The following is a 13402-nucleotide window of genomic DNA, read 5'->3' on the forward strand; positions in this document are numbered from 1 at the left end:
CGCGGGTCAGCGGAAGTCGCCGGCGTGGTCGCGCGCCCACTGCGCGAAGGTCCGGGCCGGGCGACCGGTGACGGCCTCGACGTCGTGGGACACGGTCTCGGGGGTGCGCTCCATCTCCGCGTGGGCGTCGAGGATGCCGTCGGCGAAGTCGGCGGGCAGGCTCCGGACCAGCTCGGCGCGGGCCTGCTCGCGGGTCTGCTCGACGTAGCGCAGCGGGCGGCCGATGGCCTCCCCGATGATGCGGACCTGCTCGACGGTGGTGAGGACGTCGGGCCCGGTGACGCGGTAGGCGCGGCCGGCGTGGCCGTCGGTGGTGAGGGCGAGCGCGGCGACGTCGGCGATGTCGTCCTCGTGGACCAGGCTGCGGGCGGCCTTGGGGTAGGGGGCGGTGACGGTGCCGGTGGCGCGGATCTCCGGCGCCCAGGCCAGCACGTTGCCCGCGAAGCCGCCGCCGCGGACGAAGGTCCACTCGGCCCCGGAGGCGCGGAGCAGCCGCTCGATGCCCGCGTGGAAGTCGGAGATCGGATCGGGGGCGTCGGCGTCGGCCTCCCGCGCGTCCTGCCCGCTGTCGGCCGAGAGGTAGACGACGCGGGGGGCGTGCCGGGTGATCGCGTCGACCACGGGGCCGGCCGCGTCCAGCGGCAGGGCCGGCCAGAGCAGGAACACCGCGTCGGCGCCCTCGGCGGCGGCCGCGACCGTGGCGGGGTCGGTGAGGTCGCCGCGGACCGCGGTGACGCCGGCGGGCAGGTCGGCGGTGGCGGGGTCGCGGACCAGGGCCCGGACGGCGGCGCCGCCGGCCCGCAGGCGGCGGACGAGGCTGCGGCCGACCGTGCCGGTGGCGCCGGTGACCAGGAGGGTGGGCTGGGCGTGCATGGGGACTCCTCGCGGACGCCCCGGCGCGGTCGCCGGGGGTATGCGCAGCACGCTAGAAGGTGAACCCGGCTTCACCTCAAGGGCCGGGCAGGGCGGCCCGGGGCTCCGGACACGCCGTGCCGGCACGGGACCGCGCCGCGGGGGGCGGCGCTGCGGTCGCGGCGGGTGGTCCGCGCCGCTCTCGTGCCGACACGGCGGGCGCCGGTCAGGAGGCGAACTCCAGGAGGAACCGGAACTGGTCGGAGTCGGCGCGGCCGCGGTCGGCGACCGCGACGGCGAAGATGGGCGCGCACGCGACGGCCCAGGCGATGACGCGTTCGACCGGCACCCCGATGACGTCGGCGAGGACCGCGGCGCGGCGCTCGACCTCCTCGTGGGAGGAGGCCCGCCACAGCGTCCAGTCGATGGTGTCGGCGGCGGCGTCGCCGACGCAGGCGCGGGGGTCGACCGCGACCAGGCCGCGCTCGGGGCCGCCGTCGATGACGTTGCCGGGGTGGAGGTCGCCGTGCAGGGGGACGAGGTCGTCCTGGCCGTGCGCCAGCGCGCGGGCCCGGGAGTGGCCCTGGTGGACCAGCGCGGCGGGGACGTAGTCGGCCGCGCGGCCCTCGCGGCGGCGGCGCTCCCACAGGTCGAAGACGAAGTTCATCCGGCCGACCAGGGGGTGGAGTTCGCCGAACTCGTCGCAGGGGACGTCGGCGGCGTGCAGGTCGGCGATGAGCCGGCCGATGGTCTCCATGGGCGGGACCTCGCCGTTGAGGGCCACGGTCCGGCCGGAGCCGATGGCCTCCAGCAGCACCGCGCCGCGCTCGGTGTCGACCTCCCACACGGCCGGGACGCGGCCGCTGGCCTCCCAGAGCCGGAGGATGCGGGCCTCGCTGCGGCCCAGGCCGGGGTCGGGCGAGATCTTCAGGATGCCGGCGGAGCCGTCGGCCCGCCGGCAGTGCAGGACCACGGAGGTGCGGCCGTGCGGGGCGGGGCCGTCGATGGTGAGGTCCCACTCGGCGGCGAGTGCGGTGACGAGGCCGGGAAGGCCGTCGAGCCAGTCCGCGGCGCCCCGGCCGAACCGGGCGAATAGGCGTTCTCGCTGCTTGTCGTCGATCAACTGCGGTAGGACGTCGCTCATTCCTCCACCTTAGGAACATGCGCGGCCCGTGGACGGGGGTTCCGGTTTCCGGGCTGTTACCACCGGGATAACTCGTCACAGCGGGCGATGCGCGCGGGGGACTCATGGTGGACCTACCCACCGTTACGGGGTTCTCTATACCCCCGGGGGGTTCAAAGATGCCGACGACTCCGTCACACCGCGTGTCCGCTGCCCCCAGGGGCGGGGGCGCGGGAACAGGACCGCCGCTCCGCGTGTTCCTTGACGCGTATATACCCCCCTGGGGTATACAGGGAACACGGGAACGATCCGAGGAGCAACCGTGGCATCCGAACCGCACCCCGACCCCGGCGCGCCCTCCGGGCGGCCGCCGCACCACCCCTCCCCCGCGCCCGGGGCCGGTCCGGGGCACGGCGGCGCGGCCGCGCCGACCGGACCGGACACCGGGCACGCCGACCACGCCGGGCACAGCGGGCATGCCGGGCACGCGGGCCACGGCGGGCACGCCGACCACGCCGCCGTGTTCCGGGTCCGCTTCTGGTGGAGCCTGCTGCTGGCCGCCCCCGCGGTGGCCGCCAGCCACATGGTCGCCGGGTGGCTCGGCTACACCGTCCCCGCCGGTCTGACCTGGGTGCCGCCGGTGTTCGGCACGGTCGTCTACGCCTACGGCGGGTGGCCGTTCCTGTCCGGCGCCGTCGGCGAGCTGCGCGCCCGCACCCCCGGCATGATGACCCTGGTCGCCATGGCCATCACCGTGGCGTTCGGGGCCAGCCTGCTCAGCTCCCTCGGCCGGGCCGGCATGGCGCTGGACTTCTGGTGGGAGCTGGTGCTGCTGGTGGTCATCATGCTGCTGGGCCACTGGCTGGAGATGCGCGCCCTGGGCCAGGCGTCCGGCGCGTTGGAGGCCCTGGCGGCGCTGCTGCCCGACACCGCCGAGCGCGTCGGCCCGGACGGCACCGCCGCCCCGGTGGCACTGGCCGACCTGCGGCCCGGCGACACCGTCCTGGTCCGCTCCGGCGGCCGGGTGCCCGCCGACGGCACGGTGGCCGAGGGCGCCGCCGCCATGGACGAGGCCATGATCACCGGCGAGTCGCGGACCGTCCGCCGCTCGGCGGGCGACCGCGTCGTCGCCGGGACCGTCGCCACCGACTCCGCGCTGCGCGTGCGGGTCGACGCCGTCGGCGAGGACACCGCCCTGGCCGGCATCCGCCGGCTCGTCGCCCAGGCGCAGGCGTCGCGCTCGCGGGCGCAGGCGCTGGCCGACCGCGCCGCGGCGCTGCTGTTCTGGTTCGCCTTGGGCGTCGGCGTCCTCACCTTCGCCGCGTGGTCGCTGCTGGGCGACGCCACCGAGGCGGTCACCCGGACCGTCACCGTGCTCGTCATCGCCTGCCCGCACGCCCTCGGCCTGGCCATCCCGCTGGTGATCGCCATCTCCACGGCGATGTCGGCCCGCGCCGGCATCCTGGTCAAGGACCGGCTGGCGCTGGAGCGCATGCGCGCCGTCGACACGGTGCTGTTCGACAAGACCGGCACGCTGACCCGCGGCCGCCCGGCCGTCACCGGGCTGGCGGCGGCCGACGGCGCCGACCCCGACCGGGTGCTGGCGCTGGCCGGCGCCGCCGAGTCCGACTCCGAGCACCCGCTGGCCGCGGCCGTCGTGCGCGCGGCCCGGGAGCGGGGCGCCGTGCCGCGCGCCGCCGGGTTCGCGTCGCTGACGGGCCGGGGCGTGCGGGCCGAGGTCGACGGCGCCGAGGTGCACGTCGGCGGCCCGGCCCTGCTGGCCGACCTGGGGGCCGCCGAGCCGCCGGAGCTGGCCGCCCGCACCGGAATCTGGCGCGGCGAGGGCGCCACCGTGCTGCACGTGCTCGACGGCGGCGCGGTGGTGGGCGCGCTGGCCCTGGCCGACGAGGTCCGCCCGGAGTCCGCCGCGGCGGTGCGCGACCTGCACGCGGCGGGCGTGCGGGTGGCGATGGTCACCGGCGACGCGCGCGGGGTGGCCGACGCGGTGGCCGCGCGGCTCGGCCTGGACGAGGTGTTCGCCGAGGTCCGGCCGGAGGAGAAGGACGCGGTCGTGCGCCGCCTCCAGGAGCGGGGGCACCGCGTGGCCATGGTCGGCGACGGGGTGAACGACGCCCCGGCGCTGGCGCGCGCGGACGTGGGCATCGCGATCGGGGCGGGCACCGACGTGGCGATCGAGTCGGCGGGCGTGGTGCTGGCCTCCGACGACCCCCGGGGCGTCCTGGCGGTGCGGCGGCTGTCGCGGGCCGGGTACCGCAAGATGCGGCAGAACCTGGTGTGGGCCGCGGGCTACAACGTGCTGGCCGTGCCGCTGGCGGCCGGGGTGCTCGCCCCGGTGGGGTTCGTGCTCGCCCCGGCGGTCGGCGCGGTGCTGATGAGCCTGTCGACGGTCGTCGTGGCGCTGAACGCGCAACTGCTGCGCCGGGTGGACCTGTCGGTCGGCGGGTGAGCCGCGCGCGGTGTCACCGGCGCCGGGCCACCACCCGGACGAAGACGATGACGGCGGCCGTGACGCCCACGGCGGTCGCGGCCAGGAAGGCGAGGATCAGCAGCAGCGAGATCGAGAGCACCGCGCCACTGTAGCGGCCCGGTCCGGCCCGGCGCCCCCCGGCCGGTGGCGGCACGGCGGTGCCGCCGGGGGCGTCGCGGTCGGGCGGTGGCGTGCGGCGCCGCCGCCCGGTCAGGCGGCCAGGCGGGCCTTCGCGGCGCGGTGCTGGGAGAGCAGGGTGTCGACGACGATGTCGGACGGCCACAGCGGAGCGGTGTGGGAGGTGGCGCCCAGGTCGCCCAGCCGGCCGTCGTCGGCGCCCCCGACCAGCCGCCACGCCGCCACCGAGACCCGCGACCGCCCGTTGCGGCGCAGCCGCTCGATCGCGTCGGTGACCGTGGGCGCCCAGGCGTTGAGGTAGCCGACCTGCACCGGCGAGGAGAGCCGCCGGCTGAGCATCCGGGCGACGTCGGTCACCACCTGGCGCTCGACCTGGTCGGTGCTGCCGTCGGCGGCGAGGACGACGCCGTCGCCGGGCGCCCAGCCGGAGTCGACCAGCCGGGCGGCGAGGTCGCCCACGATGGAGGGCACCGCGCCGAGCGGGGCCGTGGAGCAGGTGTCGGCCAGGCCCGAGAGGTCGAGCCGGGAGAACATCTCGGCGCTGGCGAGGTCGCCGCCAGCCACGAACGCGGGGACGAGCACGCGCGGGCCCTCGACGGTGCGCAGCGCCGCCTCGACCTCGACCCGCGATCCGAAGGCCGGGACGACGGGCACCTCGCCCCGGTCGGCGACCGCGCCGGCGAGGTCCCACAGGGCGCGCCTGCGGGGGGTGTCGCGGGAATCATCGGCTACGAGCACCATCGTCGGGACCATAATCCGCCTCCTTGAAAATCACACAGATCGCCGGTCGCAACGATCAGCGTAGGGACCGGCGGTTTCACTCGAATGACCTAGTGTTAAGCACGTGAAAACAGAGCCCAATCGACACGCATGGTCATCCCAATGGGACGGCAAAGATCAATTCCTCGGGGCTCCGCCGCGGAGCCGGTCGAGAGGATGAGGGGCATCCTCCCGCCGGACCTGGCCGCTCGCTCACTTCACTTCGAGGCTATACGTACGGGAATGCTTTTTCCATGACCGGACGCTGTTGCGGCCATCACTCACCCCGGCGGCCCGGGGGCCGATCCGGGGGCGATGGTCGAATACGTGAAGGAAACCCGGCCGCACACATTTGCCAACCCCGCACCGACCTCTCTGCAGAACGAACGCCGCACGCAAGGGATTAGAGGGGCCCTTGAAGTGGGGACAATTCGCGGAAACACACCACGGAATTGGTGAATACCCGAGGAAACGCAGAGATAACCTCGGAGCGTGAATCCGCAGGTCCCGGCGCCGTTCCCATGGCGGTACCACCGATCCGACGCGCGGAGCGGCGGCACTTAGCAGAGCCGACGCGATCGGGTCAAGGGTGCACGCACCCCCATGCCGCCTCAACCGGGTACCCCGCCTGCCGTGGGGCGTGGAGGCGGAAACACCCTGATCGCTTGCGGTGCGCGCGCGTGACTTCCAGACTTGGGGGTAGCGGGACACCGTCCCGCGAACGACGACCAGCCCGCCGCGGCGGTACCGTACCGGCGGCGGACCGTTCCGGCCGTGCGGCGCCCGACCGCGCCCCGCCGGGACGCCGCAGAGGGAGACCGCATGGCCATCCACCCCCGCGTGCAGACCGTGGCGCAGGAGTTCCTGCGCAACGTCGACGCCGAGGCGCCCGGACTCGTGCAGGGCCTCTACCTCACGGGTTCCGTCGCGCTGGGGGACTTCCGCCCGCACGCCAGCGACGTCGACTTCGTCGTCGTCACGGCCCACCCGCCCACGGACGGCGACGCCGCCGCGCTGCGCCGCGCGCACGCGCTCACGCGGTGGCGGGTGCCCGATCCCCAGTTCAACGGCGTCCACCTGACCTGGGACGACCTCGGCGCCGACCCGGCCGAGTGCGGCCCCGTCCCGTCGGTGCTGGGCGGCCGCTTCCGCGCCCGCTCCGCCGCCGACGTCAACCCCGTCACCTGGCACGTGCTGGCCACCCGCGGGGTGACCGTCCGCGGCCCCCTGCCGGTGGAGCTCGACGTGTGGGACGAGCCCGACAGCCTGCGCGCGTGGTCGCTGGGCAGCCTCGACGAGCAGTGGCGCCGCTGGCGGGCCGCCGCCGGGCGCCTGGTCACCCCGCGCGGGCTGACCGCGCTGGGATCGCTCGCGCCCTCGTGGAGCGTGCTCAGCGTCAGCCGGCTGCACTTCACCCTGCGCACCGGCGAGACCACCTCCAAGACCGCGGCCGGCATGTACGCGCTGCACGCGTTCCCCGAGCGCTGGCACCGGATCGTCAACGAGTGCCTGCGGGTGCGCCGCGGCAGCCGGCTGCCGTCGCTGTACCAGAACGCGCTGGCCCGCCGCCGGGCCGCGCTCGACTTCATCGAGATGGTGCTCGACGACGCCCCGGTGCCGCACGCGGCCTGACCGCCGCCCGGCGCGGTGCCGGCCCGCCGCCGCCCCGGCGGCGGGCGCGGACGCCCGGCTACCCTTGGCCCCATGAGCAAGCGCCCCATCGTCCGCTTCGGCGACCCCGTTCTCGTCACCCCCACCGCCCCGGTCACCACGTTCGACCGGCACACCGAGGCGCTGGTCCGCGACCTGCTCGACACCGTCGACGCGCCGGGCCACGCCGGTGTCGCGGCCACGCAGATCGGTGTGGGGCTGCGGGTGTTCAGCTACAACGTCGACGGCGAGATCGGCTACGTGATCAACCCCGAGATCGCCGAGCTGTCCGAGGAGACCCAGGACGGCGAGGAGGGCTGCCTGTCGGTGCCCGAGCTGTGGTTCCCCACCACGCGCGCCCTGCGGGCCGTGGTCACCGGGGTGGACCTGCGCAACGAGCCGGTGACCCTGCGCGGCGAGGGGCTGATGGCGCGCTGCCTCCAGCACGAGACCGACCACCTCGACGGCATGCTCTACCTCTCGCGGCTCGACCGCGAGACCCGCAAGGCCGCCATGCGGGCGGTGCGCCGCTCCTCGTGGTTCCTGCCCGAGGAGGCGCCGGCTCCGGCGTCGGCGGCCCTGCCCCGCGGGTTCGGTGGTATGTCATAGTCTGGCCGGGTCCAGGGGAGAATCCGTGAACGGCTAGGCAGATCACGGCGGGATCTCGTATCGTCTTCCCTCAGCCCGCGTGGACCACGGCCCCCTCTCCCCTCCCCCGCGCCCCGCTCCCCGGGGCGGGGACCGCGGCCCTCCACGTCCTCCACGCTCCGACACAGGTGACTTCCATGCACAGACCGACTCCGCGCCGCGCCCGCGCGGCCCTCCTCGCCGGACTGGCGGCCGCCACCGCCCTGCTCGTGCCCACCGCCTCCTACGCCGACCCCCAGGAGGAGGAGGTCGACATCGAGGAGCTGAACGCGCGCGCCGACGCCCTGGAGGAGGAGTACGACAGCGAACTCGTCCAGTACACCGACGCCAAGGACGCCGTCGAGGAGGCCGAGCGCCGGCTGACCGAGGTCCAGGACGACCTCGACGCCGCGCGCGGCAACGTCGCCGACCTGGCGGCCGCCCAGTACAAGGGCACCGGCCTCGACCCGGCCGTCGAGGTCGTGATGAGCAGCGAGCCCGACCGCATGCTGGAGGACGCGGCGATCGTCGGGCAGGTCGCCCACAACAACGGCGAGCGCGTCAACGCCCTCACCGAGCTGGAGGCCGAGCGCCAGGAGGCCGCCGACGAGGCCGACGCCAAGCTCCAGGACGCCGAGGAGCTGATCGACGACCTGGAGGCGGAGCGCGACGACGTCCTCGCCAAGATCGAGAAGTACGAGGAGGAGCAGGTGCCCGACACCCCGGGCACCGGCGACGTCCCCGACAGCGCGATCGGCCCCGGCTGGGACGGCGCGACCCCGCGCATGGCCGCCATCCGCGACGAGATCGTGAGCACCTTCGGCGCCCCCTACCCGGTGGGCTGCCTGCGCCCGGGCGACCCCGGCGAGCACGGCTCCGGCCGCGCCTGCGACTTCATGATGAGCGCGGGCGGCGGCTCGCCCTCCGCCGCCAACCGCGCGCTCGGCCAGCAGATCGCCGAGTACGCGCAGGCCAACGCCGACCGCCTGGGCGTCATGTACATCATCTGGGAGCAGAAGATCTGGGACACCCGCAACCCGGGGGCCGGCTGGAAGCCCATGGAGGACCGCGGGAGCATCACCCAGAACCACTACGACCACGTGCACATCTCGTCGTACTGACCCGGCGCGCCGCACCCGGCCCGCGCGGCGCGGGCCGGGTCAGCCGGTCCGCGCCGCGCGGCCGACCGCGACCGCCGCGGGCAGGCACAGCGCCGCCGCGAGCCCGGTGAGCGCGAACGCCGGTCCGTAGCCGAGGAGGGGGACGGCGGCGCCCAGGGCCGCCGCGCCGGCGCCCGTCCCGGCGTCGATGCCGATGTTCCAGACCGCGCTGGCGGTGCCGTAGCGCCCGCGCCCGGAGCGGCGGAACATCACCACGATGGTGTCGTTCTGCACGGCGCCGAACCCGGCGCCGAACAGCACCGCGCCCGCCACGACCGCCGCCGCGCCGGCCGCGCCCGGCCCGCTCCACCCTTCCCCCGCCGACCACAGCCCGGCGGCGGTCACCGCCATGCCCGCCGCCCCGGCGGCGGTGCCCCAGGCGAGCAGCGCCGGGCGGCCGGTCCGGTCGCCGAGCGCCCCGGCGGCCCACCGCGTCGCGACCGACGCCGCGCCGTAGCCGAGCAGGGCGGCCGCCGCCGTGCCGGGCGCCGCCTCCAGCGGCAGCGCGAGGAACGTGATGACCGCGCTGGACGCGACGGCGGCCACCAGGATCAGCGCGAACGGGGCGGCGAGGCCCGCGTACGCGGCCGCGCCGCCGGACGGCGGCGCGGCGTCCGTGCGGTGGCCCTCGGCGGGGGCCGGGTCCTCGGCGGGGCGCACGGTCGCCGCCACCGCGGCGCCCAGCAGCGGGGCGGCGGTCGCCAGGGCGAACACGGCGGTGAACCCGGCGTTCAGCGCCAGCCACACCCCGGTCGACAGGAAGACCACGTTCGGCAGGCCGACGGCCAGCCCGTAGGCGGCGGTGGCGCGGCCGACCCGGGCGGCGGGGGCGAGCCGCGCGGCCAGGGCCGCGCCGGCGACGGTGGCCATGCCGAAGCCGACACCGCGCACGGCGGAGACGGCGATGAGCGCGCCCGCGTCGGCGGTGAGCAGGAACAGCGGGGTGGGAAGCCCGAGCAGCGCGCAGCCGGCGGGCAGTGTCCACCGGTAGCCGCCCCGGGCGAGCAGCCACGGCATGGCGAGCTGGGCCAGGACCGTGGTCAGCATGAACACGGCCGTGGTGGCGCCCGCCGCGCCCGCGCCGCCCCCGCCGTGCACCGCCCACAGCGGGACGATGGGCAGCAGCAGCGCGTGCCCGCTGAAGCCGCCGAGAGTGGCGGCGATGAGCCGGTGGAAGGCGCGGCCGTCCGCGTCCCCCGGCGTCCGGGGTGCGGTCGGCGCGCGCGGATCCGTCCGGACATCGGGGGTCTCGTTCATGGGGCCTTTGTAGTGCACGGCGGGCCCGCGCCGCATCCCCCGGACGCGGGTTCAGCCGGCGGCGGGCCCCGTTGCCGCGGCCGCCGCCAGCCACGCGGCGAGGCGCCGGGCCAGGTCGGGCCGGACGGCGCGCTCGGCGTGGCCCATCCCCGGGACGATCCACAGCTCCTTGGGGTCGCGGGCCGCCTCGTGCAGGCGCCGGGGGTGGTCGAGCGGGAAGTAGGGGTCGGCGTCGCCGTGCACGACGAGGAGCGGGGCGGGCGCGACCCGGGCGGCCATCTCGGTCGGGTCGGGCGGGACCGGGTCCCACTGGCGGTCGACCACCCGCACCTTGCGGGCGGTGCGCAGGAACCACCGGCCGATCCGCTGCTCGATGCCGAAGTGCAGCAGCCGCATCCGGCGGGTGCCCCGGTAGTACCACCGGCTGGGCCCGCTGACGGCGGCCACCGCGGCGACGCCGCCGAACATGCCCGCGTGCCGGATCACCACCGCCGCCCCGAGGGAGAACCCGACGGTGGCGATCCGGGTGTAGCCGCGCCCGCGCAGGTGGGCGACCGCCGCCTCGACGTCGTGCACCTCGGCGTCGCCGACCGTGCACAGGCCGCCGGAGCCGTGGTGGCCGCGGAAGTCGAAGGTGAGCACGTCGCCCACCGGCAGCAGGGCGGCGGCGATGGCGCGGGTGGCGGGGTTGCGCCAGGTGCCGGTGAACCCGTTGGCGACGACGACGGCGGTGTCGCGGTCGGTGCCGCCGCGCAGCAGGGCGCAGTCGAGGCGGACGCCGTCGGACGTGGTCACGGCGGGGTGTTCGGGGGCGAGCTGGACGGCGGAGGCGTCGGGAACGTCGGACATGCCCCCATCCTCCCCGACGGCGGTCCGGCGCCCGCGCCGGGCCGCGCGGGTCACCCGGCGGCGGGCCAGGCGGCCATGGCGGTGGCGGCGACCTCCTCCAGCTCCGCGCGGTCGGCCCCGTCCTGGGCCCGCTGCGACATGCCTTGGAGCACGGCGGCGTAGAAGGCGGCGAGCGCGTGCGGGCGGGCGCCGGGCGGCAGCGGTTCGCCGTCCGCCGCCGCGGCGGTGAACCGGTCGGCCATGGCGGCGATGTTGGCCGCGCGCCGGGCGCGGAGGTCGGCGCGGACCTCGTCCTCGTCGGGCCGGCAGTTGACGGCGGCGCTGATGACCAGGCATCCGGGCGGGCGGTCGGGCGCGGTGTAGTCGGCGGCGGCGGTGCGCAGCATGGCCTCGATGCCCCCGCGCGCGGTGGGGGCGCGGGCGAACGCGGCGGCGACGGCGGCGCCGGCGGTGGCCTGGTAGTGGTCGACGACCTCGGCGAAGAGGGCGCGCTTGGAGCCGAACGCGGTGTAGAGGCTGGGCGGGGTGATGCCCAGGGCGGCGGTGAGGTCGCTCACGGACGTGGCGTGGTAGCCCTGCCGCCAGAACAGCTCGGTGGCGCGGCGCAGGGCCGCGTCGCGGTCGAAGGATCGGGGGCGTCCGCGCGGGGTCATGCGCCCATTCTATAGCGATCACTATGCTACAGTCCCACTCATTACCTAGCGATCGCTACGGAATAGGAGACCGCCATGTCCGCGTCCCCCACCGCCCCCGCCGCGAGCACCGCCCCCGCGACGCCCGCCGGCACCGCCGTCCGGACCGCCCTGGTCACCGGTGCGAGCAAGGGCATCGGCCGGGAGATCGCCGAGCGGCTGGCCCGCGACGGCCTCCGCGTCGCCGTCCACTACGGCTCCGACCGCGCGGGCGCCGAGGCGGCCGTGGCGGCGATCACGGCCGCAGGCGGCCGCGCCTTCGCGCTCGGCGCCGACCTGGCGGCGGCCGACGGACCCGGCACGCTGACGGACGCCCTGCGCGCGGCGATCGGGCCGGACGGACACCTCGACGTGCTCGTCCACAACGCGGGGGTCGGCGAGTCCTCCGGCCTGGCCGAGATCACCCCCGAGGAGTACGACCGGCTCTTCGCCGTCAACGTCCGCGCCCCGCTGTTCCTCACCCAGCGGCTGCTGCCCGTCCTGCGCGACGGCGGCCGGATCATCGCCGTGTCCTCCGGCGTCACCCGCATCGCGCTGCCCGCGATGCTGCCCTACGCCATGACCAAGGGCGCACTGGAGGTCCTCGTCCACCAGCTCGCCCAGCAGGTGGGGCCGCGCGGCATCACCGTCAACGCCGTCGCGCCGGGCGTGATCGACACCGAGCGGACGCGGCGGCAGTTCGCCGCCGACCCCGGGTTCGCCGCCTACGCGGAGGAGGTCAGCGCGCTGGGCCGGGTCGGCCGGGTCGACGACGTCGCCGGCATCGCCGCGTTCCTCGCCTCGTCCGACGGCGGGTGGGTCACCGGGCAGGTGATCGACGCCACCGGCGGCTCCCACCTGTGAGCGGGGCGGTTCACACCGAGGTGGCGCGGTGCCGGCGGCCGCGGCCGGTCAGCAGCAGGGACCGGCCGTCCAGCAGGATGTGCAGCACGATGGGCACGAACAGGCTGCCGGTACCGAGGTAGACCACCATGAACAGCGCGCCCACCAGGCCCGGACCGACCAGCCCCCACCAGCCCTGGTAGACGTGGGCCAGCGCGAACAGCACGCACGACAGCACCGCGGCCGCCCACACGGGCAGCCCCAGCGCCACCCCGAGCGCCACGAACAGGCCCCGGTACAGCACCTCCTCGCACACGCCCGCGGTGACCGCGAGCAGCCCGGCCGCGCGGCGCTCGGCGCGCGAGCGCGGCGCCAGCACCGTCAGGACGTGCGCGGCGGGCTCGGGGACCGGCGCGGGCTCGGGGCCGGGGCGGCGGCCCCGGCCCCGGTCGCGCGTCAGCAGCCACACCACCAGCAGCGCGAGCACGAACCCGATGACCGCCCCGGCGAACGGCCCCCACGCCACGGGGGCGCGCAGCCCGAGGTGGGCGGCCGTGAGCCCGGGGGCCAGCAGGACGGCGGCGACCACCACGGCGGTCCACGCCCAGGCGATGCCGATCGACAGCCGGTAGAACCGCAGGAGCGCGCGCGGATCGGAGTCGCGGGTGCGCTCCAGGCGGGCGAAGGCGCGCCGGCCCAGCAGCGGCTCGCCCACCGCCGCGTAGGCGAGCAGGGCGAGGGCGAGGACCAGCGCGGGCGTACTGAACTGAGGAATGCTCTCGGACCACGGCACGGGCCACAGCCTAGAAGACCCGCGCGGCGGGGCCGCACACCCCGCCGCGCGGCCCCGGACGCCCGCCCGGCACGCCGCGCGCCCCCGAACGGGGCGGACGCCCCTCCGGCGTGTCGCGGCGCGCCCCTTGTGCTCGCGGTCGCGAAGGGTGACCGTAGGAAGTGGTCCGTGTCACATTCCGGCGCGGGCGAC

General features: G+C 76.4%; 12 protein-coding genes. 5 read left to right on the top strand and 7 right to left on the bottom strand.

All coding sequences use genetic code 11. The features are described from left to right. Positions 1–6 precede the first annotated feature (6 nt). Positions 7–873 (bottom strand): NmrA family NAD(P)-binding protein, encoded by an 867-nt coding sequence (locus NT8_RS02905; RefSeq protein ID WP_067963947.1) that lies wholly within the window; start codon positions 871–873, stop codon positions 7–9. 205 nt (positions 874–1078) lie between these two features. Next, a complete protein-coding gene (locus NT8_RS02910) occupies positions 1079–1996 on the bottom strand; it encodes an aminoglycoside phosphotransferase family protein (RefSeq protein WP_067963949.1) in 918 nt (305 codons plus the stop codon). Between the two features lie 499 nt (positions 1997–2495). On the opposite strand from NT8_RS02910, the gene NT8_RS02915 reads away from it, so the two are divergent. Further along, the gene (locus NT8_RS02915) at positions 2496–4442 is read left to right on the top strand and encodes a copper-translocating P-type ATPase (RefSeq protein WP_067964036.1); all 1947 of its coding nucleotides are present in this window, start codon (positions 2496–2498) and stop codon (positions 4440–4442) included. A gap of 231 nt (positions 4443–4673) precedes the next feature. On the opposite strand, the gene NT8_RS02920 is transcribed toward NT8_RS02915, so the two are convergent. Further along, the gene (locus tag NT8_RS02920; protein WP_067963951.1) at positions 4674–5354 is read right to left on the bottom strand and encodes a sirohydrochlorin chelatase; all 681 of its coding nucleotides are present in this window, start codon (positions 5352–5354) and stop codon (positions 4674–4676) included. 828 nt (positions 5355–6182) lie between these two features. On the opposite strand from NT8_RS02920, the gene NT8_RS02925 reads away from it, so the two are divergent. The 3 genes from NT8_RS02925 to NT8_RS02935 all read left to right on the top strand — a co-directional run bounded on the left by NT8_RS02925 (position 6183) and on the right by NT8_RS02935 (position 8758). After that, positions 6183–6992, top strand: a complete 810-nt coding sequence (locus NT8_RS02925) for a nucleotidyltransferase domain-containing protein (RefSeq protein WP_067963953.1) — start codon at positions 6183–6185, stop codon at positions 6990–6992. Positions 6993–7064: 72 nt separating this feature from the next. Further along, positions 7065–7619 (top strand): peptide deformylase, encoded by a 555-nt coding sequence (gene def, locus NT8_RS02930; protein ID WP_067963954.1) that lies wholly within the window; start codon positions 7065–7067, stop codon positions 7617–7619. Positions 7620–7795: 176 nt separating this feature from the next. Further along, a complete protein-coding gene (locus NT8_RS02935) occupies positions 7796–8758 on the top strand; it encodes a coiled-coil domain-containing protein (RefSeq protein ID WP_067963956.1) in 963 nt (320 codons plus the stop codon). Positions 8759–8797: 39 nt separating this feature from the next. Here the strand turns inward: NT8_RS02935 and NT8_RS02940 are convergent, their stop codons facing one another. The 3 genes from NT8_RS02940 to NT8_RS02950 are packed head-to-tail and all read right to left on the bottom strand — an operon-like array spanning position 8798 to position 11556. Beyond that, positions 8798–10054: an MFS transporter gene (locus tag NT8_RS02940; RefSeq protein WP_157515471.1), complete on the bottom strand. Its 1257-nt coding sequence runs from the start codon at positions 10052–10054 to the stop codon at positions 8798–8800. 51 nt (positions 10055–10105) lie between these two features. Continuing rightward, positions 10106–10903: an alpha/beta hydrolase gene (locus NT8_RS02945; protein ID WP_067963958.1), complete on the bottom strand. Its 798-nt coding sequence runs from the start codon at positions 10901–10903 to the stop codon at positions 10106–10108. A 50-nt stretch (positions 10904–10953) separates the two neighbouring features. After that, complete coding sequence (locus NT8_RS02950) at positions 10954–11556, bottom strand: TetR/AcrR family transcriptional regulator (RefSeq protein ID WP_067963961.1); 603 nt, start codon at positions 11554–11556, stop codon at positions 10954–10956. Positions 11557–11631: 75 nt separating this feature from the next. Here NT8_RS02950 and NT8_RS02955 point away from each other — a divergent pair, with 75 nt between their 5' ends. After that, positions 11632–12438 carry an SDR family oxidoreductase gene (locus tag NT8_RS02955; RefSeq protein WP_084468597.1) on the top strand — a complete coding sequence of 269 codons (807 nt, stop codon included), beginning with the start codon at positions 11632–11634 and terminating at the stop codon, positions 12436–12438. 10 nt (positions 12439–12448) lie between these two features. Here the strand turns inward: NT8_RS02955 and NT8_RS02960 are convergent, their stop codons facing one another. After that, positions 12449–13210 carry a CPBP family intramembrane glutamic endopeptidase gene (locus NT8_RS02960; RefSeq protein WP_067963963.1) on the bottom strand — a complete coding sequence of 254 codons (762 nt, stop codon included), beginning with the start codon at positions 13208–13210 and terminating at the stop codon, positions 12449–12451. Positions 13211–13402 lie beyond the last annotated feature (192 nt).

The organism is Nocardiopsis trehalosi NBRC 14201, assembly GCF_001552555.1.
Classification (GTDB): Bacteria; Actinomycetota; Actinomycetes; order Streptosporangiales; family Streptosporangiaceae; genus Nocardiopsis_B; species Nocardiopsis_B trehalosi.